17 protein-coding genes and 2 pseudogenes are annotated in these 22,086 nt (G+C 62.8%); 12 read left to right on the plus strand and 7 right to left on the minus strand.

Going from position 1 to position 22,086, the window contains the following annotated elements:
• Nucleotides 1–1,280: 1,280 nt before the first annotated feature.
• The 5 genes and pseudogenes from H2170_16755 to H2170_16775 all read right to left on the minus strand — a co-directional run bounded on the left by H2170_16755 (nucleotide 1,281) and on the right by H2170_16775 (nucleotide 5,389).
• Nucleotides 1,281–2,276 (minus strand): annotated as a pseudogene (locus H2170_16755) (thioredoxin domain-containing protein).
• A 277-nt stretch (nucleotides 2,277–2,553) separates the two neighbouring features.
• Nucleotides 2,554–3,603 (minus strand): deoxyhypusine synthase family protein, encoded by a 1,050-nt coding sequence (locus tag H2170_16760; protein ID MCS6301721.1) that lies wholly within the window; start codon nucleotides 3,601–3,603, stop codon nucleotides 2,554–2,556.
• A gap of 336 nt (nucleotides 3,604–3,939) precedes the next feature.
• Nucleotides 3,940–4,377: a nuclear transport factor 2 family protein gene (locus H2170_16765; GenBank protein MCS6301722.1), complete on the minus strand. Its 438-nt coding sequence runs from the start codon at nucleotides 4,375–4,377 to the stop codon at nucleotides 3,940–3,942.
• Between the two features lie 10 nt (nucleotides 4,378–4,387).
• Complete coding sequence (locus tag H2170_16770; protein MCS6301723.1) at nucleotides 4,388–4,990, minus strand: pyridoxamine 5'-phosphate oxidase family protein; 603 nt, start codon at nucleotides 4,988–4,990, stop codon at nucleotides 4,388–4,390.
• Nucleotides 4,991–5,014: 24 nt separating this feature from the next.
• Complete coding sequence (locus H2170_16775; GenBank protein MCS6301724.1) at nucleotides 5,015–5,389, minus strand: DsrE family protein; 375 nt, start codon at nucleotides 5,387–5,389, stop codon at nucleotides 5,015–5,017.
• A 154-nt stretch (nucleotides 5,390–5,543) separates the two neighbouring features.
• Here H2170_16775 and H2170_16780 point away from each other — a divergent pair, with 154 nt between their 5' ends.
• The 4 genes from H2170_16780 (at nucleotide 5,544) to H2170_16795 (ending at nucleotide 9,996) form a co-directional block, all read left to right on the plus strand.
• Nucleotides 5,544–6,122 carry a TetR/AcrR family transcriptional regulator gene (locus H2170_16780; GenBank protein ID MCS6301725.1) on the plus strand — a complete coding sequence of 193 codons (579 nt, stop codon included), beginning with the start codon at nucleotides 5,544–5,546 and terminating at the stop codon, nucleotides 6,120–6,122.
• A gap of 108 nt (nucleotides 6,123–6,230) precedes the next feature.
• Entirely contained in the window at nucleotides 6,231–7,571 is a 1,341-nt protein-coding gene (locus H2170_16785; GenBank protein MCS6301726.1) for an ISAs1 family transposase, read from the plus strand.
• Nucleotides 7,572–7,618: 47 nt separating this feature from the next.
• Nucleotides 7,619–8,053 (plus strand): hypothetical protein, encoded by a 435-nt coding sequence (locus H2170_16790; GenBank protein MCS6301727.1) that lies wholly within the window; start codon nucleotides 7,619–7,621, stop codon nucleotides 8,051–8,053.
• A gap of 77 nt (nucleotides 8,054–8,130) precedes the next feature.
• Nucleotides 8,131–9,996 carry an ABC-F family ATP-binding cassette domain-containing protein gene (locus tag H2170_16795; protein MCS6301728.1) on the plus strand — a complete coding sequence of 622 codons (1,866 nt, stop codon included), beginning with the start codon at nucleotides 8,131–8,133 and terminating at the stop codon, nucleotides 9,994–9,996.
• A 277-nt stretch (nucleotides 9,997–10,273) separates the two neighbouring features.
• Here the strand turns inward: H2170_16795 and H2170_16800 are convergent, their stop codons facing one another.
• On the minus strand, nucleotides 10,274–11,833 hold the full coding sequence (locus H2170_16800; protein ID MCS6301729.1) for a PhoH family protein: 1,560 nt from the start codon (nucleotides 11,831–11,833) through the stop codon (nucleotides 10,274–10,276).
• 328 nt (nucleotides 11,834–12,161) lie between these two features.
• Nucleotides 12,162–12,431 (minus strand): annotated as a pseudogene (locus H2170_16805) (hypothetical protein).
• Between the two features lie 297 nt (nucleotides 12,432–12,728).
• Between H2170_16805 and H2170_16810 the strand changes: the two are divergent.
• From H2170_16810 to nikR, 8 genes are all read left to right on the plus strand, one after another.
• Complete coding sequence (locus tag H2170_16810) at nucleotides 12,729–13,541, plus strand: hypothetical protein (GenBank protein MCS6301730.1); 813 nt, start codon at nucleotides 12,729–12,731, stop codon at nucleotides 13,539–13,541.
• 116 nt (nucleotides 13,542–13,657) lie between these two features.
• Nucleotides 13,658–15,268, plus strand: a complete 1,611-nt coding sequence (locus tag H2170_16815) for a peptide ABC transporter substrate-binding protein (GenBank protein ID MCS6301731.1) — start codon at nucleotides 13,658–13,660, stop codon at nucleotides 15,266–15,268.
• Nucleotides 15,269–15,918: 650 nt separating this feature from the next.
• Nucleotides 15,919–16,902 carry an ABC transporter substrate-binding protein gene (locus H2170_16820; protein ID MCS6301732.1) on the plus strand — a complete coding sequence of 328 codons (984 nt, stop codon included), beginning with the start codon at nucleotides 15,919–15,921 and terminating at the stop codon, nucleotides 16,900–16,902.
• A 153-nt stretch (nucleotides 16,903–17,055) separates the two neighbouring features.
• Nucleotides 17,056–18,096 (plus strand): ABC transporter permease, encoded by a 1,041-nt coding sequence (locus tag H2170_16825; GenBank protein ID MCS6301733.1) that lies wholly within the window; start codon nucleotides 17,056–17,058, stop codon nucleotides 18,094–18,096.
• Nucleotides 18,093–18,992 (plus strand): ABC transporter ATP-binding protein, encoded by a 900-nt coding sequence (locus H2170_16830; GenBank protein ID MCS6301734.1) that lies wholly within the window; start codon nucleotides 18,093–18,095, stop codon nucleotides 18,990–18,992. The genes H2170_16825 and H2170_16830 overlap by 4 nt, the downstream gene beginning before the upstream one ends.
• A 156-nt stretch (nucleotides 18,993–19,148) precedes the next feature.
• The gene (locus H2170_16835; protein ID MCS6301735.1) at nucleotides 19,149–19,949 is read left to right on the plus strand and encodes a creatininase family protein; all 801 of its coding nucleotides are present in this window, start codon (nucleotides 19,149–19,151) and stop codon (nucleotides 19,947–19,949) included.
• A gap of 173 nt (nucleotides 19,950–20,122) precedes the next feature.
• On the plus strand, nucleotides 20,123–21,487 hold the full coding sequence (glnT, locus tag H2170_16840; GenBank protein MCS6301736.1) for a type III glutamate--ammonia ligase: 1,365 nt from the start codon (nucleotides 20,123–20,125) through the stop codon (nucleotides 21,485–21,487).
• Between the two features lie 88 nt (nucleotides 21,488–21,575).
• Entirely contained in the window at nucleotides 21,576–22,019 is a 444-nt protein-coding gene (gene nikR, locus H2170_16845) for a nickel-responsive transcriptional regulator NikR (protein ID MCS6301737.1), read from the plus strand.
• Nucleotides 22,020–22,086 lie beyond the last annotated feature (67 nt).

Consider the following 22,086-nt stretch of genomic DNA (forward strand, 5'->3'; position numbering starts at 1 on the left):
CCCGCCAGCACGACTTGGCGCGGCATCTCCAGTGCGCGTTCGATCGCGCAAAGCAGCTCGGGCAGCGCGTGCGGCGCCTCGGACCATTGGGTACGCAGGGATTCGATCGTCGCCAACGCACGGGTACGCAGCGCGTCATCGTGAAACAGGGCCGACATGCGCAACAGGTTGGCCGCCGCCACCGAGTTGGGCGAGGGTTCGGCGCCGTCGTAGTCTTCCTTCAACCGCAGCACGATGCTGGTGTCGTCGGCTCGTGAGTTAAAATACCCGCCGTATTCGGGATCCCAGAACAGCGCGTCCATGACCTGCTGCAAGCCTTCGGCCCAGTGCAGCCAGCGCGGGTCAAAGGTCGCCTCGTAGAGGTCGAGCTGGCCGGCGATCAGGTACGCGTAGTCCTCGGCGAACGCCTCGTTGGCGCCGCGTCCGTCGCGGTAGTTTCGATACAGGATCCCGCGCGTCGCGTCGTAGAGCTCGTGCTCGATGAACTCCGCCGCGCGCACCGCCGCCATGCAGTAGGTTCCGCCCACTTCGCTCAGGCAGCCGGCAGCCGAAACCGAGGCTCGCGCCAGCGCCGAGATCATCAGGCCGTTCCAGGAGGTGATGACTTTGTCGTCGAGCTGAGGACGCGGACGCTGGGCGCGGACCCGGCGCAGTTTAACAAATGCCGCCGCGAGCCGCTCGGCCGCTTCAGCCGGGGCGAGCTGGTGCAGTTGGGCGGTTTCGACCAGCGGGCGCTGCTGCTTGAGGATGTTTTTCCCGGTGAATTCGTTTTGCGGATCGAGCGAAAGCGGCACGTTGCCCGCCGCCTCGATTCCGTAATGGTCGCAGACCAGCGCGGCGTCCGCCGGGGGCAGGGCGGCTTCGATCTCGGCGCGGGTCCAAACGTAGAACGCGCCCTCGGTGATAGTGGCATGGGCGTCCCGCCCATGATTCGGTGTCGGCGAACCCACGGGCGGGACGCCCGTGCCACTCGGAGCCCCGAGCGCCTGAGTTTCCGGCGTGGCATGGGCGTCCCGCCCATGATTCGGTGTCGGTGAACCCACGGGCGGGACGCCCGTGCCACTCTGAGCCCCGAGCGCCTGAGTTTCCGGCGTGGCATGGGCGTCTCGCCCATGATTCGGTGTCGGCGAACCCACGGGCGGGACGCCCGTGCCACTCGGAGCCCCGAGCGCCTGAGTTTCCGGCGTGGCATGGGCGTCCCGCCCATGATTCGGTGTCGGTGAACCCACGGGCGGGACGCCCGTGCCACTCGGAGCCCCGAGCGCCTGCTCTGCCGCCAGCGAATCGGCATCCTCGGCGGAGAAAAACGCCCCGCCAGGCGCGGCGAGGTCGCGCAGCACGTAGCCAAAGATATTGCGTGCGATCCAGGCGAAGCGCTCGTCGCCAGTGGCCTGGTAAGTGTCGAGGGCGTTGACCGCGATCTGCGCCTGATCGTAGAGCATTTTTTCGAAATGCGGAACGAACCACGTCTCGTCCACCGAGTAGCGGTGAAACCCGCCGCCGACGTGATCGTGGATGCCACCACCGGCCATTTTTTGCAGGGTAACCGCCACCATGCGCACGGCCTCGCGGCCGGCGTCGGTATCCACGCCCTGGATGGCGGCGGCGCGCAGGAGGAAACTCAGGTTGGAGGCGCGGGGGAATTTGGGCGCGCCGCCGAAGCCGCCATGGGTGGCGTCGAAGGTTTCGGCGTAGTGATGGAAGGCCTTTTCAAAGGCTTCGCTGGCCGAATCGTGCAGGTCGGGCGCTGCGCCCGGCTCGCCTCGGCGGCTGTCGTGGTACTCGGTGAGGGATGCGATCACGCGATTGGCTTCGGCGACGAGTTTTTCGGGGTTGTCGCTCCAGGCCGTGGCGATGGCGGTGAGGATCGAGGGAAAGCCGGTACGGCCGTGGCGATTCTCGGGGGCGAAGTAGGTGCCGCCGTAGAACGGCTTGAGGTCGGGGGTGAGCCAGGCTGAGAGCGGCCAGCCGCCGCGGCCGGTCATGGACTGCACGTAGGCCATGTACACCTTGTCGACGTCGGGGCGCTCCTCGCGGTCGACCTTGATGGCGACGAAGTGGGCGTTGAGCAGCGCGGCGATGGCGGGGTTTTCGAACGACTCGTGGGCCATGACATGGCACCAGTGGCAGGTGGAGTAGCCGATGCTCAGGAAAATCGGTTTCTGCTCGGCGCGTGCGCGGGCGAAGGCGGCCTCACCCCACGGCAGCCAGTCCACGGGATTGTCGGCGTGTTGCAGCAGGTAGGGCGATTTCTCGGAAGCAAGGGCGTTGGACATGGGCGAAGGCGGCGACGCTCGCGGAAAACGAGCCTCAAGGCAAAGCCTGGAAACAAAAAAGCCGCACCGGTGAGGGTGCGGCTTTTTCGTGAAAAACACCCTGCGCTCACGCGCAAGGCCACGAGGAGTTGGGTCCGCTGTGGCCCTGAGCGTGAGCTCAGGGTTTGTCAAAACACCCTGCGCTCACGCGCAAGGCCACGGGGAGTTCCAAGGCCGGGGTGGCCCTGAGCGTGAGCTCAGGGTCGCCTGAAGCCGCATCGTGAATACGTCGTTCGGCTTACTTGCCCAACACCCAGCTGAAGATCAGCGGGGCGACGATGGTGGCGTCGCTCTCGACGATAAACTTGGGGGTCTTCTGGCCGAGCTTGCCCCAGGTGATTTTCTCGTTCGGAACCGCGCCCGAGTAGCTGCCGTAGCTCGTGGTCGAGTCGCTGATTTGGGAGAAATAGCCCCAGAGCGGCACCTCGGTGCGGCCGAGATCTTGGTGCAGCATTGGCACCACGCAGATCGGGAAGTCGCCGGCGATACCGCCGCCGATTTGGAAAAAGCCGATCGAGCCTTCGCCGGTTTTGAGCAGCTTGGCGGTCTTGGTGTACCAATCGGCGAGCCAGGTCATGTACTCGATGCCGGTGCGCACGGTGTGCACGTTCTTGATCTCACCGGTCATGACGCGGCCGGCAAACATGTTGCCCAGCGTGGCGTCTTCCCAGCCGGGGACGATGATCGGCAGGTTCTTTTCGCAGGCGGCCAGCATCCAGGAGTTGGCGGGGTCGATCTGGTAGCTCTTCTTGAGCTTACCGGAGCGGATAATTTTATACATGAACTCGTGCGGGAAGAAGCGTTCACCGGCTTTGTCGGCAGCCAACCACTCCTCGGCGACAACCGCCTCGATGCGGCGCATGGCCTCGCCCTCGGGAATGCAGGTGTCGGTGACGCGGTTCATGTGGCGGTCGAGCAGCGCCTGCTCGTCGGCGGCGGTCAGGTCGCGGTAGCCGGGGACGCGCTCGTAGTAATCGTGGGCAACCAAATTAAAAATGTCTTCCTCGAGGTTGGCACCGGTGCAGACGATGGCGTGGACCTTGTCGGCGCGGATCATCTCGGCGAGCGTGAGGCCGAGCTCGGCGGTGGACATGGCACCGGCGAGGGTAACGAGCATCTTACCACCGGCCTTGAGGTGGTCCTCGTAGCCCTTGGCGGAATCGAGCAGCGCGGCGGCGTTAAAATGGCGGTAGTTATGCGCGATGAACTGGGAGATCGGGCCCTTCTTGGCGGCGAGCTTGGCGTTGATGTCCTCGGGGCGCTTGGTCTGGAGTTTGGATTTCTTCATGAAAATTGGAGGCGCAGACTTACAGCGCAGGCGAAACCCGACGCCACAAAAAACGCCCGTCCGCCTCGGTCACGTTCCTGTGACAACTAACACAACGGGGTAGTTGTTGCCTTGGACTCATACCATTTCGCCTTCAAAGAAATACAAACGAACCGGTTTACCGCTAATGAACGCTAATGGCCGCTAATAAAAACCAAGGATTCATCACCTCTGGATTAGTGTATCTTAGTGTTCATTAGTGGTTAAAAATCCGGTTGTTTTAAGGTTGGATGATGGGGCGCTCTGACTTGATCACTGTAGTGGCCTGGTTTTAATGCGTTTGAATGCAAAATGGGATCAGCGGGCGGGGGTGGGGCGATCCCAGCGCAGTTTGCGCTCAGCCTCGGTGATCTTGAGGTCGTTGATGCTGGCGAAACGGCGGCGCATAAAACCGTGCTCGTCGAACTCCCAGTTTTCGTTGCCGTAGGCGCGCCACCATTGGCCTTCGGCGTCGTGGAATTCGTATTCAAAACGCACAGCGATGCGGTTGCCCTGAAACGCCCAGAGTTCTTTGCGCAGGCGGTAGTCGAGCTCGCGCGCCCACTTGCGACGCAGGAATTCGACCACATCGGCGCGGCCGTTCACGAAGTCGGTGCGGTTGCGCCACTCGGTATCAACCGTGTAGGCGAGCGACACGCGCTCGGGATCGCGACTATTCCAAGCATCTTCGGCGGCCTTGATTTTTTTCAGGGCGGTTTCTTCGGTGAACGGCGGGAGTGGGGGGCGGGTGGTCATGTGATTGGTTTTAACTTGTTGGTTGGGATTTCAGTTGGGCTTCGAGTTCGGCGATGCGAGCGCGCAGCGGGGCGACGGCTTCGGCGACTTCTTCAGCGGTGTAACGGGGCGTGATGTATTTCGGGCAGTTCCAATCGAAGGAAACAACGTCGATGAGGTAAACGCGTTCGACGAGGCGGCGGTCGGCGGGTTCGGCAAATGACTCAACGAGCTCCGGTTGTTCGCGGGCGTCGACCACGCGGGCATGGCCAAGGATTTTCAGCCGTGTGCGCTGCGGGTAATCCATCAAAAAAAGCGACACGCGGTCGGTCTTGGAGAGGTTACCCGTCGAGAGCATCTGCCGGTTGCCCTTGTAGTCGGCGAAGGCGAGCGAGGTCGGGCTGACCACGCGCAAAAAGCCGCGCCGTCCTCCCCGATGCTGAATATAGGGCCAACCGTTCTCACTCACGGTGGCCATGTAAAAACTGTCGCGCGCCGCAATGAAGTTGCGCTCGTCTTCGCCCAAGGGATCGGTCGTCGGCACACCGTTGGTCGCCATCGCGCGGCCAAAGTAGTGCGCCTGGGCCTGAGCGACGGCGGGCGTGACGAGGGTATCGAGATAGCCTTGAGCCATGTGATAAGAGGAGGGCTTGTTTTTTTAGAAAATCAACGTCTGCCAACCCGCGGCCAGGTAGCCGTGGATATCAGAAAGCCCCGGCGTGCCGGGCAGCGCGTTGGACTTGAGCAGCGGCAGGCCGCACGCCTCGACGTCCTTGGTGGCACCAAAAACCGCGGCACAGCCGCACGAGGCGCCTTTGACGACTTCGCGCACGGCGTTGTAGACGCCATTGGCGGGATGCGAGACCTTGCTCAGCTCGGCGGGCCAACGGGTGCCGGCACCGTTAAAAACGACTTCGACTTCGTCGCCGGCTTGCAGCCCGGCGTGGGCTAGGGCGAGCGCGTTGAACACGCGGCCGAGGGCTTCTTCAGAACCGGACTTGGGATCGGACAGGATGATGATGGCGAGTTTCATGATGGATTTTTCAGGTTGGTTTTGGGCGGCGCGTTGACCGACGAGGTCGAGCGACAGTCACGACAAGACAGACCTGTCTATCCATGCGCAAGCACAAAATATACAGACCTGTCTATTTTCTTGCGATTACCTCTGGATTCGTGAGGTTAACGCCATGTCTGCCACCGCTCAAAGTTCCCCCAAACGCGATCACCTCATGGCCACAGCGTGGCGGTTGTTTTACCGCGACGGACTGCGTGCGGTGGGTATCGACACGATTTTAGCCGAGGCCGGCGTGGCCAAGATGACGCTCTATAACCACTTCGCCTCCAAAGAGGAGCTGATCATCGCCATTTTGGAAAAACGCGATTTGGAGTTCCGCACGTCGCTCATGGACAAAGTTGAAGCCGCCGGCCCAGACGCTGAAGCGCGGCTGCTCGCGGTCTTTGAGTGGCTTGAAGGCTGGTTTGGCAGCGAAAGTTTCAAGGGCTGCGTGTTTATCCGCGCCGTGAGCGAATACCCTGAGCCCACGCACCCGATTCACCAAACCGCCTGGCGCCATAAAATCGCGGTAAAAGCCGCGCTCACCGAGCTCTGCGAGGCCGCCGGTGCCAAGGACGCCGCAGCGTTGGCCGAGACACTTAGTTTCCTCATCGACGGGGCGATCCTGACGGCACACGCCACGCAAACCACCACGCCAGCGCGTTCGGCGCGCGCCACGGCAGCGCAGTTACTCAAACTCTCGACGGGCTAGAAATGGGCTGAATACCACCGCCGATTCATTGAACAGCTAAACACCTGAATACTAACAAAGGAGCGGAATAAGCGGGACAAGCCCTAGGAAATCATTTTGGCTGGGTGAATGATGCCGGCCGAAACGAACCCGTCGAACCCCCAAGGGGAGGTGATTTCGCTGCGCCACTTGCAGGTGCAGGTGCTAGACAGCCCCGAGTTAAACGCCCGAGCGCAGGGGCTGCTTGAGGAGCATCACTATCTGGGCGCGGTGAAACCGGTGGGCGAGCGGCTGCTGTACGCGGTGAGCGATGCGCAGGGCACCTGGGTGGCGGTGCTGGTGTTTGCGGCGGCGGCGCTGCACCTGCGCGGCCGGGAGGCGTGGATTGGCTGGAGTGGCGAACAGCGCCGACGCCGATTGGCGCTGGTGGTCAACAACGTGCGGTTCCTGCTGCTGCCCAAGCCGGCGGTGCCCAACTTGGGCTCGGCGGTTTTGAGCCGGGTGCTCGGCCGGCTCAGTGCCGACTGGCAGTCGCGTTACGAGCACCCCGTGCTCGTCGTGGAAACCTTCGTCGACCCCGAGCGTTTTACGGGAAGTGTATACAAGGCATCCGGGTGGACCGAGTTGGGCCTGACCAAGGGCAACACGCGTAAGTCGCGCGATTACTACGAGCACCACGCCAAGCCCAAGCGCTTGTTTGTGCGCGAGCTGGAGCCCCGGGCCCGGAGAGCTCTTCAGGCAGGGCAGATCAAACCCTCGCTGGCTGCGGTGGAGGCGAAAGTTCCGGTGCGAAGTACCCTGAAGGCCCCCGATTTAATCAGCCTGGCGGAGGCCTTCCGGCAAGTGCCTGAATACCGCGCCTACATCGGGGCCTATCCCTTGCACGCGCTGCTGGCGATCACGGCGGCGGCCTATCTGGCCGGAGCACCCCGCGGCCAACGTGACCTGGCCGCTTTCGCCCGCCGGCTCTCCCCGGTCCAACGCCAAGCCCTCGGGGTGATCCGCCGCCGCGGCAAATACGGCGCTCCCAGCCAGCCCACCTTTAGTCGGCTGTTCGCCCGCGTTCAGGCCTCGCGCATCGAGGAGGTTTTACTCGCCCACCAACGTCAGGTGCGAGGCGAGCCCCCCGACAGCGAGATCGTGGTCATCGACGGCAAAGTCCCCAAGCACAGCGGCGGACAAAACGTCGTGACCGCGGTTACCTCGCCGAGCTTGTTTTATCTCGGCAGCGAGGTCGTCGCCGAAAAAAGTAACGAGATTCCCGCCGCCCGCGCCCTGTGTGAGAGACTCGATTTGGTCGATAAACTCGTGAGCCTTGATGCCCTGCATACCCAGGCGGACACCGCGCGGGCGATCGTACTGGAGCATGGCGGCGACTACCTGTTCACCGTCAAAGGCAATCAGCCCGGCTTGCAGAAAATCGTAGCAGCGCAAGTGCCCGATCCGGGCGCCCCTTTTTTGACCCGTTAAAAGATCCCGCTGCCGAGCAACGTACCACCCAGGAAAAGAAGCACCCCGTGACGCGCACCCTGGTGGCGCGCGAGTTGAGCGCGGAAAGCGCCTGCTTCCCCCTGGTGGCGCAAGCCGCGAGAATCTGCCGAAAACGCCACGGCAAGCCCACCGAGACCGTGGCGCTGATCACCAGTCGCCCCGCCGCCGAGTTGACTCCCGCCCAATGGCTGGAGGTCAATATTGCGCACTGGGGAATCGAAACCGGTTTGCATGCCCGCCTCGACGCCTCGCGCCAGGATGATCGCTGCCGATTACGCCGCCCGAACGCTGTGCGCATCCACGGCATGTTCAACCGCTGGGCCAACAGCCTGTTCATGCACTGGCGCGGTCAACGAACTAAAAAACGCCACCTTTATACCTCCGACTTTATCGCCCACATGTCCGAAAATCATGACCGTCGCGCGCTCCGCGCACTTACCTCGGTAAACTTCCCGCTATGAATCGGCGCTGGCTGAATACCCAGTATCAGGATGCGGCGTTGACTGATGGAGCGCCCGCGGTTTGGGTGTGCGGTTTTATGCTTACGATCGCTGACGTCTCTAAGTCCTACGGTACCCGCGAACTCTTTTCTGACGTCTCGCTGTTCATTGCGCGCACTGACCGCCTCGGCCTGATCGGCCCCAACGGCGCGGGCAAATCCACCCTGTTCGGCCTGATCCTCGGTGAGGAAAAGCCCGACACCGGCACCATCGAATGGGAGCGCGGCGCCGACTTCGGCTACCTGCCGCAGGAAAGCGCACCTGCCGGCGACGAGACCATTCTGCACATCGCCACCAGCGGTAAAAAGCTCGAACCCACCGATGACGACTACGACATCGATTACACCCTAGAGCCGCGCGCCCGTAAAATCCTCGACGGTCTCGGCTTCAAGACCGACGACGCCGACAAGTTGGCCAAAACTTTCTCCGGCGGCTGGGTCATGCGCGCCCACCTCGCCCGCCTTCTCGTAGCCGAGCCCGCGCTGTTGCTGCTCGACGAGCCGACGAACCATCTCGATTTGGAAGCCCTGCTCTGGTTCCAGGATTACCTGACGCGTTACCCGGGCGGCCTGGTGGTGATCTCGCACGATCGCGCCTTCCTCAACGCCCTGTGCACCGGCATGCTCGAACTGCGCGCCGGCACGCTGCATTATTACCACGGTAACTACGATAATTTCCTCACCGAAAAAGAGGCCCGTAAGCACCAGCAAGCCGCCGCCTTTAAGAACCAGCAGCGCGAAATCGCCCACTTGCAGGTGTTCGTCGACCGCTTCGGTGCCAAGGCCTCGATGGCCTCGCGCGCCAAGTCCAAGGAGAAACAAATCGAGCGCCTCAAGGAGGTCGCCGTCGAGGAGCCGACCGAGGAGCTGCGCAAGATGAACTTCAAATTCCCGCAGCCGCCGCGCTCGGGCCTCAAGGTCGTCGATCTCAAGCACGTCCGCCAAGCCTACGGTGAAAACGTGATCTACAAGGACCTTAACTTCACGGCTGAGCGCGGTCAGGGCATCGTGCTCATCGGGCCTAACGGCGCCGGTAAATCCACGCTCCTCAAAATCCTCGCTGGTGTGATCCCGATTCAGGGCGGCGAGCGCGAGCTGGGCAGTAACGTGGTACCGGGTTACTTCGCTCAGAACCGTCTCGATAACTTGAATCCCGACGCGACGGTTTTCGAGAACGTGATGGAGCTGCGCACCAACGAAAACCAGCTCACCGAGCAGCAGGCCCGCGCGATCCTGGGCGCCTTCCTGTTCCGCAAGGACGACGTGCACAAGCCGGTTTCGGTACTCTCCGGCGGCGAGAAAACCCGTTTGGCGCTGGCCCGCATTTTGGTTAAACCGCCGAACTTGCTGCTCATGGACGAGCCGACGACGCACTTGGACATCCAGTCCATCGACGCGCTGGTGCACGCGCTGAAGAGCTACGAAGGCACGCTGATCTTCATCTCGCACGACGTGCATTTCATCAAGGCCCTCGCCAAGAACGTGCTGCATGTGCACAGCGGCCGTCTGACGAACTACGCCGGCGACTACGATTATTACCTGGAGAAATCCAAGTTGAGCGACGCCCGCGCCGCGATCACCGCCGGTTTCACTGACGGCCGCCCCAAGCAGGCCGAGGTCAAGAAAGCCGCCCCCGTCGCCGCTGTCCCGGCCAAGCCCAAAGCCAGCCCGAGCGAGATCCGTAAATTTAGGGAGAGTGTGGGAGTGTTGGAAAAGAAGGTCGTCGAATTGGAGTCCAAGCAGGCGGAGATCACCGCCGCGCTGGAGGCGCCCGAGACGTATGCCGACAAGGGCAAATTCCAGCACCTCAACCGCGAGTTAACCGCCATGACCGATCAGGTTACCGCCGCGACCGAGGCGTGGGAAAAAGCCGTCTCGCAGCTCACCGAGATGGAGAAGGCATAAGGCCGCGCGTGGCGGTACCGGAGGGACGACCTCCGTGTCGTCCGTGTCGAAAGTAGCGCAGACTTCCAGTCTGCTTCGGGTATTCGCAAAGTGGATTTAGTCCGCTGCGGCGGGAGCAGACTGGAAGTCTGCGCTACTTTTTCAGCACCGACCACACGGAGGTTGTCCCTCCCTCGGGCCAAAAAGCTCACGAAAACGCCCGCCCTCAGTCTAGGGCGGGCGTTGGTGTTTTGGGGGTGATTAAACTGATCCGCCTTTGCCGCAGACCGGGTCTTCCTCAGAGCAAATCAGCGGCGAGCTCGGCCAACTTGGAGCGTTCGCCCTTGGTCAGTTTCACGTGGGCGGAGAGTGCGTGGCCCTTCATGCGGTTGTGGCAATAAACCAGGCCGTTGCTGCGCGAGTCGACGTACGGGTTGTCGATCTGCGCAGGGTCGCCGATCAAGACGATCTTCGAGCCCTCGGAGATGCGCGTGATCACCGTTTTCACCTCGTGCGGGGTGAGCTGCTGGGCTTCGTCCAAAATGAAGAAGCGGCGGGCGATGGAACGGCCGCGGATGAAGCACAGTGCCTCAACCTCAAGCAGGCCGCTCTTCATCAAACGCTCGTAGGGCTTCATCGGTGCGGCTGGCCCGTGATGCCCGCCACCACCGCCGCCGCCATTGGGATGGCTGTCGGCAACGGATTCCTGGCGCGATGCCTCGAGGGCGCTGGGCTGCTTCTTTTGCTGCTTTTTGGACACCTTCTTGGCGGCAAACTGCGGATCCTTGGCCGGCTTCGAGGGCATGAGCACCTCAAGCGCGTCAAAGTAAGGCTGCAGCCACGGCTTCATCTTTTCCTCCAAGGTGCCGGGAAGGAAACCGATGTCCTTGCCCAACGCGATGACGGGCCGGGAGATGGACAAGCCGTCGTAAAGCGAGCGGTCGTCGTGGGTCTGGTGCAGGGCGCAACCGATGGAGAGCAGCGTTTTGCCCGTACCGGCCTTGCCGAAGCAGGTGATCAGCGCGATCGAGTCGTCGAGCAACGCGTCCATGAAGAACTGCTGCTCAAGATTGCGCGCGCGAATCGCGATGCCGCCGGGGGCCTTGATGCTGTCGGGAATGCGCAGGCGCTTGACCACGCCCTCGCCGTAATAGCGCGCCGGCATCGTCTTGCCCTCGTCGGAGCGGAGCAGCACGTACTCGTTAAGATAGAGCGCTTGGGCATCGGCCTCGGCCAAGGTGAATTCACCTTCGGAGCAGAAGCGCTGTATTTCGTAAATGGTGACAGGGATCTCGCGGTAGGCGTCCTCGTCGACGGCCTCGGGAACTTTATCGTTGAGGTAATCCTGGGATTCCAAGCCGACGGCGCGGGCCTTGAGTGCAACGTTAACGTCCTTGGTGACCAGGATGGTGGGCGGCGGGTAGCTCTCCTGAACGAAGAGGGCGGCGGCGATGATGCGGTTATCCTTTTTGGAGAAGTCGGCGAGGACGGCGCGCAGCTTTTGCATGAGCGGGGCGTCGCGCAGGGCGGGGTCCGCCATGTAGGGATTGATGATGACGGAGAGCGTGCCGCCGGTGGCCAGTTTCACGCCCTCGTGCATGGAGCGCGAGTCGGGCAACAGCTCCGAGAGGATGCGGTGGACGCGGCGGGCGTTGCGGCCGCGCTCGGTGGACTGCTCGGTTTTGATGGCGTCGAGCTCTTCCAAAACCTCGACCGGAATGGCGAGGTTGTTGTCCTCGAATTTGAAAATCGACTGCGGGTCGTGGAGGAGGACGTTGGTGTCTAGGACAAAGGTCTTCGCTTTGGCGGAAACCTGAAGTTTAAGTTTAGGAGGGGTAATTCCACTTAGTTTTTCCATTATGTTATGTGCATAACCTGCGATGCGGTTGATCGCAAGCTGTGGGATTGGGCTGAGCAGGACCTGAGCCAGAGCATTTTTCAGTTAACGGCCGGTGTTTATAGGCCTGAAACCGCGCCGGTTTCCAGCCTGCATTTTGAGTTAAGTGGCGATGGCCACGCAGCCTGCATGGGCCGAAAAAGTAGCGCAGACTTCCAGTCTGCCCTGGGGCCGAAAAGTGGCGAAGGCTTCCAGTCTGCCGTTGTGACCTGAGCAGACTGGAAGTCTGCGCTACTTTGAAGCCTACTAGGCGTAGGGGCGCCAAGGGGCCTCGTTGTCGGCCTTTAACCGGGGCCCACAACCGCAGCAGGTATTCGGCGAGGTTGCGCAGGCTGGTTCGGCGCAGTCCCTCGCGCTGGGCGGCCTCGCGAAACGGCGAAGCCACCGCCGAGCGTTCCTCAAAATACCGCCACAATTCGGCCTCCAACTCCAAGGCGGCGGCATGCGGATCGCGGGCGCGCGCCGACACCGCGCAGACCTTGTCGTGCCAGTGGCGTTTTTCGTCGGGCTGGGCTTGCAGGTAATCGAACACCATCTGCTCGGTGCGGTTCAGGCTCATGGAGGCCAAAACCGTGCGCAGCCCCGGAGGAAAAACAACCGCAAAGGGCAAGGGCCGAGGGCCGAGGGCCAAGGACCAATGACCAATGACCAAGGACCAATGACCAATTCCTTGCAGGGCTCAACTTCTACGCGCCACCCAACGAGCCCCCCCCCGGGCTGGATCGTGGGTGCAAAGATTGAACATTGGTCCTTGGTCATTGAACATTGGTCATTGGTCATTGGTGCCTGCCCCCCGCCGCCGCCATTGCTTTTAACCGCATCCGCGCTACCTTCCGCCACCCAACCCAATCCTCCCATGTGGCCAAAACTTAAGGAACAACTCCCGTTACTCGCCCTCATCGCCCTGCTCATCCTCGGCGCCGCCTTCTACGCCAGCTCCCGCGTCGCCGCCCTCCAGACCGCCCAGCAGCAGGAAATCGCCAGCCTCCGCCTCCAGCACGCCACCGAGCTGCAGGCCTCCGCCGAACAGACCCGCCGCCAGATCGACGCCGTCAACACCCTGCTCAAGGACGCCATCGAGAAACGCTCCGCCGACGCCTTCATGAACGACGCCGAGTTCGCCAAGGCCAATGAGGCCAAGGTCAACCAGCTCGCCGAGGCCATCGCCCAAAAAATCCAGCCGTTCAACGCCCTGCCGAAAACCCCCGAAGAGGCCGAACGCGCGCAAAACGAGCAGGTCGACAAGGTCTCCGCCCGCCTCTCCGACCGCATCCAGCCCATCCTCGCCGACATCGCCAAGGACCAGAACCTCACCCGCGAATCGCTCTCCGGTTACAGCCAGAAAATCTCCGACCAGGTCGGCATCGTGCTCACCGCCGAGATGGCCAAAAACCAGGTGCTCAACAACAACGTTGCCGAGACCCAGGCGATCGCCCGCGAGTCGCTCGCCCTTACCCACGAACTCACGGCGCTTTACCTGAGCTCGCTCAAGGACCAGGGCGTGATCGCCCGCCTCTTCGCCCTGCCCGCTAACATCATCCGCGACGCCTCCCAGTTCAGCATCCTCAGCAGCACTGAGCGCAAGAAAATGGAAGGCGACCTCGTTGCCAAAATGGCCGCTATCCAGAAGCGCCTCGACGACCAGCTCGCCGCCGCCCCGAAAAAATAAGCGACCCTTACGCCTCGCCCTGCGAATCGCCACGCCTCACCCGCGTGGCTTTTTTTCGTCCGCTTGCCACCCGCGCCGCCCTCCCGTTGCCTCCGCTTCATCGCCCCCTATTCAACATGAACCGCCGTCTGTTCACCCTCGCCGCCGCGCTCACCCTCCTCCTCGTCCCCGCCTGCAAACGCGCCGACAACCGCGTCACCACCGGCGACCGCACCCAAACCCTGCACCTCGGCAACCTCGCCGAGCCCTCCGACCTCGATCCGCAGCTCATCACCCAAATTACCGACGCCCAAATCGTGCTCGGGCTGATGGAAGGGTTAACCGCCATGGATCCGACCGACGCCCATCCCGTCCCGGCGGTCGCGACTCACTGGGAAACCTCCGCCGACCAACTCACCTGGACCTTTCACCTGCGCGCCGACGCCCGCTGGTCGAACGCCGAGCCGGTCACCGCCCACGATTTCGCCTACGCCTACCAGCGCATTCTCTCGCCCGGTCTCGGCTCCGAATACGCCTCGCTCCTGCACTGCCTGCGCGGTGCCGCCGATTTCAACTCGGGTAAGCTCTCTGATTTCGCCCAAGTCGGTGTGCGCGTGATCAACGACCGCACACTTGCCCTCACGTTGCACACCCCGCTCGCCTACCTGCCCGCGCTGCTCATGCACCAGGCGTGGTACCCGGTGCACCGCGCCACCATCGAAAAATTCGGCCGCATCGACACCCGCGGCACCCGCTGGACCCGCCCCGAAAACTACGTGGGCAACGGCCCCTTCACCCTCGCCGCCTGGGAGCCCAACCAGGTCGTGCGCCTGGCCAAAAGCGCCACCTACTGGGACCGCGCCGCCGTGCGCCTGAACGCGGTTAACTTTTACCCGATCGAGGACCGGGTGACCGAGGAGGCGTCCTTCCGCGCCGGCCAGCTCCACGTCACCGGCACGATCCCGCCCGACAAAATCGACACGTATAAAAAAACGCACCCCGAGCTCCTGCGCCAGGATGCCACCTTCGCCACCAACTTCATTGCCTACAACACCACCCGTCCGCCGCTCCACGACGCCCGTGTGCGCCGCGCCCTCGCGCTGGTGATCGACCGTACCGCGCTCTGCGAAAAAGTCCTGCGCGGCGGCCGCACCCCCGCCTACAACCTCACTCCGCCGGGCATTGCCGGCTACGAGACGGTTCCCGGCTTTAAGGAAGACATTGCCGAAGCTCAGCGCCTGCTGGCCGAAGCCGGCTTCAAGGACGGCGCCGGTTTCCCGCGCCTCGAAATGCTCACCGCCAAGGGCAGCACCAGCCAGTTACCCGAAGCGATCCAGCAGATGTGGCGTACCCACCTCGGCGTGGACATCGCCATCGTTCTGCAGGAAAACCGCGTGCTCAACGACAGCGTGCGCACAAAAAGCTATGATCTCACGCCCTACGGCTGGGTGGGCGACTACCTCGACCCGAGCACGTTTCTGGAGCTGTTTCAGCGCACCAACGGCAACAACCACACCGGCTGGGCCAGCCCCGCCTACGACCGCCTCATCGCCGACGCGCTCCAAGCCGGCGACGACGCCCGGCGTTACCCGCTCTATCGTCAAGCCGAGCGCCTGCTGATGGACGAGATGCCGATTGCGCCGCTGGTGTACGGACGGCGCAACTACCTGATTCGGCCGAGCGTCCACGGCTGGGTGCCCAACGTGCTCGACCTGCATCCGCTCAAAGGCGTGTCCCTCGCGCCTTGAGCGGGCGGCGGGGTGGTTAAAAAGTAGCGCAGACTTCCAGTCTGCTCCGATTGGAAAAGCAGGCTTGAAGCCTGCGCTACGCCGCTCAGGCAGACAGGAATGGCGCTTAGTTAAGGGGGGGCATATCGGTGTCGCTCGCTGAGGTCGCCCCTTCAGGGCTTTGTTTATTACTGATTGATTCCTAGGGCGTTGCCCTAGGCTGGGGTGGAACGCCCCTTTGGGGCTGCACTGCCTAACTAAGTGCCATTCGTGTCGGACCGGAAATTCTACGCAACTTTCCGCCATGCTACCTCAAGCGGAGGGACGACCTCCGTGTCGTCCGTGCCCGCATCACGGTTCAATGCCATGCACTGCCGGTATTTTAACTTAATGCGGATCCTTAAGTGTCACCTATTAGGTGACACTTTCCGCCTCCCAGCGCGCAGAACTGCGGCCGCCCCAGTGTCACCTAATGGGTGACACTGGCTGCCGGGCAGCGGTGGTCCGGCGAGCGGTGGACCGGAGAATGATCGAGCGCAGTGGCCCGCTTTTTAACGTGCGTTGCGGACGCGCGTAACGGGTGTGACTGGTTATTTTAGCTCAGTGCGGGTGTCGGCATGGCTCCTGCTAAAAGGAGGGCGGTAACACTTTTTACCTAAACCGTAACACTCATGACCACCATGCGCCTCCGCCACCTGCTCCTCACCGCCGCGGTCTGCACCGCTTCCGTTCTCTCCGCCGCCCCGCTTAAAATCGCTTACTCCGACTGGCCGGGTTGGACTGCCCTCGCCATCGCTGAACAAAAGGGCTGGTTCAAGGACGCTGGCGTCGAGGTCGAACTCCTCTGGTTCGAATACGGCCCGTCCATGGAGGCCTTCACCGCCGCCAAGGTGGACGCGGTCACCGTCACCAACGGCGACGCCCTCGTCACCGGTGCCGGCGGCGCCAAAAACATTGCGGTGATCATCACCGATTACTCCAACGGTAACGACATGATCGTCGCCAAGCCTGGCATCGCCTCACTCAAAGATTTTAAGGGCAAAAAGGTCGGCATCGAAGTCGGCTTTGTTGAACACCTCTTGCTGCTCAACGGACTCAAAAAGGCTGGCCTGACCGAGGCCGACGTCGAGCTCGTGCCCACGCCCACCAACCAGACTCCGCAGGTCCTCGCCTCCGGCCAGGTTGACGCGATCGGCGCCTGGCAGCCCAATTCCGGCGCAGCCCTTAAGGCCGTCCCCGGCGCCAAGGCTGTGTACACCAGCGCCGACGAGCCCGGCCTGATTTACGACGCCATCGTGGTCAGCCCGCAGAGCCTCGCCCAGCACCGCGCCGAGTGGGTGAAGGTCGCCAAGGTCTGGGACAAGATCGTCGCCTACCTCGCCGACCCGAAAACCGCCGAAGACGGCATCAAGATCATGGCTGCCCGCGCCGGTGTGGACGCCAAGGAATACGCCTCGTTCATGCCTGGAACCAAGTTCCTCTCGCTCGCCGAGGGCGCCAAGGTCCTCTCCGCTAAAACCGCCGGCTTCGATTCCGTGCTCGGCTCCTCAAAGATCGCCGACGAGTTCAACGTGAAGAACGGCGTGTACAAGGAGTCGCAAAACGCCGCTTCCTACCTCGACGCCTCGATCACCCTCGACGCGCTCAAGAAGTAAGCGGCGCCGCCTGCCTCGAGCCGATTAGCCGCGAAAGAACGCAGAGAACGCATAGAAAAACACTGGGTTTGTTCTTTGCGCTCCTTGCGTTCTTTTGCGGCTAAAATGCCGGGGATTGATTCGACACAACCGCCTCCTCTTCCCACCACCACCATGTCACGCCCCCGCTGGTTTGCCGTCCGTCAGGAGCTCTCGCCGACGCGCCGGCGTTTGCTCGGGGGCGTGGCTTTTCTCCTCCCGCTCCTCCTGTGGAGCATCGTCAGCTACGTGCCCTTTATCTGGCACCCCAACATCAAGGTAATCGAACCCGGCGAAGTCTCCTGGATGCGACCGGGCTTGCAGATTCCGCGCGCGGATTTCGCCAAGGAAGTCGCCACTGCCCAGGCCGCCGGAGTGCGTCCTCCCACCGGAGAACGCGCCAATCCCATCTACTTGCCGCCGCCGCACGCAGTGGGCCGCGCGCTCTACACCGCGTTCACCACCGCACCTGTCCTCAAAGGCGACCTTTGGCTCCACGAGAGCCTCGCGATGAGCCTCAAGACCATCTTCTGGGGCTTCCTTATTTCGTCGGCCATCGGCGTGCCGCTCGGCATCCTCTGCGGCGCCTTTGTCTCTGCCTCCCGCCTGAGTGAACCGTTCATCGATTTTGTCCGCTACATGCCTGCTCCGGCCTTTGGTGCGCTCATGGTTGCGGTGCTCGGAATCCACCTGGAACCCAAGGTCGCCATCATCGTTATCGGCACCTTTTTCCAGCAGGTCCTGGTCGTCGCAAACACAGTGCGTAAAGTTGACGGCGGCCTAATCGAGGCCGCGCAAACCCTCGGCGCCAAACGCCGCCAGCTCGTCCTGCGCGTCATCCTACCCGCAAGCCTGCCCGATCTTTACAACGACCTGCGCATCCTACTCGGCTGGGCCTGGACTTACCTGATCGTCGCCGAGGTGGTCGGCGTGAGCAGTGGCATCACCTTCTTTATCAACCAGCAGGCCAAATACCGCAGCTTCGACAACGTCTACGCCGCCATCCTCATCATCGGCTTCATCGGCTTGGCCACCGACCAGGTTCTGGCCTTCGTCGGCGAGCGCCTCTTCACCTGGAAAAACCCCCGGTCAAGCCGCGTGCGCCGGTTCATCTCTTCCACCGTAGCCCGGTTTCTGCCCCGCGCCCCCATCGAAGAAACCGCCCCCTCCGCATGAGCACGCCTGATCCGCTTCCTGAATACCTGCGCCAGTCCCCTGCGGTCGCCGAGCGTTTTGCCAAACTCAAAGAGCGCCCCGTCGTCATGGAAATTGACCACCTTGGGCGCCAATTTCCTGGTGCTCAGGGGCCTGTCACCGCGTTGCGCGACATCTCTTTAAAAATTCACCGTCGCGAACTGGTCTGCGTGATCGGCCCGTCCGGCTGCGGCAAATCCACCCTCATCCGCATCATCGCCGGCCTCGATGAACCCACCTCCGGCCGCATGCTGGTCGATGGCAAGGAGACCAGCGGCCCGTCGCCTGAGCGCGGCATGGTTTTCCAGGGCTACACGTTGTTTCCCTGGCGCACGGTCAAACAGAACGTGATGTTCGGCCTCGAAATGGCCGGCCGCCCCTCCAGCGAAGCCGAGGCCGATGCCCGCCAGTGGGTTGACCTGGTCGGCCTGCGTAACTTCGCCGACAACTACCCGCATCAGCTCTCCGGCGGCATGAAGCAGCGCGTGGCCATCGCCCGCGCCCTCGCCCCCAACCCGCGCGTGCTGCTGATGGACGAGCCGTTCGGCGCCCTCGACGCCCAGACCCGCGCCCAGATGCAGTCCCACCTGCTGGAAATCTGGCGCAACGTCGATGTGACGATCCTGTTCATCACCCACGATCTCGACGAAGCCATCCTGCTCGCCGACCGCATCATCGTGCTCAAAGCCAACCCCGGAGAAATCCATGAGGTGATCGAGGTGCCCGTGCCGCGCCCCCGCAGCCTCGACCAGCTCCAGTCGCCTGAATTCCAAGCCACCCGCCGCCGCCTCGACGAGTTAATCCACCCCAAGCACCACGCGCCCTCCGAGCACCTGCCAATCACTCGCCTCACTCAGATCGGCGACGACGTCGAGTAACGCATAAAACCCGTTGTCTCGCGAAGGGGGGTGAAGGAAGCGAAGGCCCGAACTCATAAGCCCCGCAACCTACGCCCCCCTTCCTCCGAATCTTCGCTCCCTTCGCCCGCTTCGCGAGACACCTTCCCCGTTCGCCCCCTTTTTCCAATCAGCTCCATGCCCGCCAGCGCCAAAACGCCTGTCCGCTGGGACCACCTTACGTGGCCCGAGATCGGCGCGCTCATCGCGGGCGGCATGGACGCCGTTCTATTGCCCTGCGGCGCCACCGAACAACACGGCCCCCACCTGGGCACCGGCATGGACACCGCTCTCGCCAACGACGTCTGCCTCGCTGTCTCAGCCGCCACTGGCGTGCCGGTGCTCCCGCCGCTCGCCTACGGGTGCTCGCTCGGCCATTCCCACCACTGGCCCGGCACCCTCTCGCTCTCGCCGCAAACCCTGATCGCCCTCGTCACCGACCTGGGCGACTGGCTCTGGCACGCCGGCGTGCGCCGCCTGTTTTTGGTTAACAGCCATGTCACCAACGCCGCGCCCCTGCGCTGCGCCCTGGAAATCCTGCGCGCCCGCCACGACGTCTTTATGATCGCGGTGCTCAACACCGCCGAGGTCAGCTCCCGGGTGCGCGCCGCGTTTTTCGCCGACGCCGCCGACTGGCACGCCAACCAAGCCGAGACCGCGCTCATGCTCGCCCGCGCGCCCGCCCTCGCCCGCCCCGAGTTGTGCGCCACGGCCGACGACCCCGACCGCACCACCGGCCTCGTGTTCGCCCACCCGGTTAACCGCACCAGTTTGAACGGCGTCACCGGTACCCCGAGCCGCGCCACCGTTGCCCAAGGCGAACGCCTCTTCGGCTGGATCGTCACCGACCTGAGCAAAACCATCCGCCGCGCCCTGCGCGAAAACGCCCCGTTGACGACCCCGTATTTCACCAACGGCCCCAACCCTAGTGTCACCTAATAGGTGACAAACCCGTCCCCGTTCCGCTCCGGCGACCACCGCCCCCAAGGCCACCGCCGTGCCCAACCGCATCTCTCCGTACTCTCCGTGGCCTCTGTGCCACCTCTCGTGCCCTCTGTGTAACCACTCCGCAACTCCGCATCTCCCAATCTCAACTCCACCTCCGCATCTTCATGAAATCCGATTCCGAAATCCTCTCCATCCAAGCCGACCTCAAAGCCAAAGGCGTAAAATACGTCGTCGGCGCCTACGTGGACATCCACGGCGTGCCCAAGGGCAAGTTCGTGCCCATCGACCACTTTTTGCACTTCGCCCACGGCTCCGAACTCTACACCGGCTACGCCCTCGACGGCCTCGGCCAGTCGCCCAACGACGACGAAATCGCCTCCCTGCCCGACCTCGACCGCGGCTGCGTTCTCCCCTGGAACAAGGAGGTCGCCTGGTTCCCCGCCGACAACACCTTCAAAGGCCAGCCCTACGAGATTAACACCCGTGTTGCCCTCAAAAAGGTCCTCGCTGACGCCGCCAGCCTCGGCTTCGGCATGAACCTCGGCATCGAGTGCGAAGTCTACGTCGTGAAACTCGGCCCCGACGGCAAAAGCCTCCTGATGCCCAACCCCGACGACCGCCTCAACAAAGCCTGTTACGACGTCAAAGGCTTCATGGACCGCTACCCGTGGCTCGACAAGGTTTCCACCGCGATCAACGACCTCGGCTGGGACCTGTACTCGCTCGACCACGAAGACGCCAACAGCCAGTTCGAGTTCGATTTCAACTACTCGGACGCGCTCACGATGTGCGACCGCTACGTGTTCTTCCGCATGATGGCGCGCCAGTTCGCCGCCGAGGAAGGGCTGCTGGCGACCTTTATGCCCAAACCCTTCGCCGACAAAACCGGCAACGGTGCGCACTTCAACATGTCGCTGTCCGACCTCGCCACGGGCAAAAACGCCTTCAAGTGCGATCCAAAGGACGACCCGCGCGGCCTCGGTCTCACGCCTGTCGCCTACCACTTCATCGCCGGCATCCTCCGCCACGGCCCGGCGATCTGCGCCGCGATGGCACCGACGGTGAACAGCTACAAGCGCCTGGTTCGCCGCGGCCTGATGAGCTACTTTTCGTGGGCGCCGGTTTTTAATAGTTTCGGCACCAACAACCGCACCAATTCGGTGCGCGTGCCGATGGGCGGCGGCCGCTGCGAAAGCCGCAACGCCGACTCCGCCTGCAACCCCTACCTTGCCGCCACCCTCGCGCTCGCCGCCGGCCTGGAAGGCATACGCGAAAAACTCGATCCCGGCCTGCCGCAAGAGGACAACCTCTACGAACTCAGCCCGGAAGAGTTCGCCAAACGTGGTATCCAAGAACTCCCGCGCACCCTGGACGAAGCGGTCAAGGCCTTCGCCGCCGACCCGTTTGTGACCAAGGTCCTAGGCCAAGGCCTGCGCGACGAGTTCATCGCCTACAAATCCGAAGAATGGCGCCAGTATCACCAGCAGGTCAGCGCCTGGGAAATCGAGCGCTACGCCCGCATGTTCTGAGTCCAGAAGCCAAGCCAGAGGTCACCGGACGATTTGCTCCGTGACCTCTGTGCCGCCTCTCGTGTTCTCTGTGTAACTTTCCTTTCCCATGACCGCCGCCGCCGCAAAAAAAGACCGCCTTGCCCGCTTCAGTGTTTCGCTGCCCGAAAGCCTCCTGGACGAGCTCGACGGGCTGGTCAAAAACCGCGGCTACGCCAGCCGTTCTCAAGCGGTGGCCGCGCTCGCCCGCGACGGGTTGGTGGATTATGCCGGGCAACTCGGCACCGAGTCGGTGGCCGGCACGATCAGCCTAGTTTACGACCACACCACCAAAGGCCTGCAAGCCAGGCTGGCGGCGATCCAGCACAAGTATTTTTTGATGATCGTCACCAGCATGCACGTGCACCTGGAGCACCATAATTACATGGAAGTTCTCCTCGTGCAGGGCAAAGCCTCCGACCTACAAACCCTAGCCGACGAACTCACCACCTGCCGCGGCGTGCGCACCGGCAAGCTCAACCTCACCGCCACCACCCTGCCGCCGCTGCTGTGATTAAAGTAGCGCAGACTTCCAGTCTGCTTCGAGCCACTCCAGACAAACGCCCGATGCAGACAGGGAT

The organism is Opitutus sp. (assembly GCA_024998815.1).
GTDB lineage: Bacteria > Verrucomicrobiota > Verrucomicrobiia > Opitutales > Opitutaceae > Rariglobus.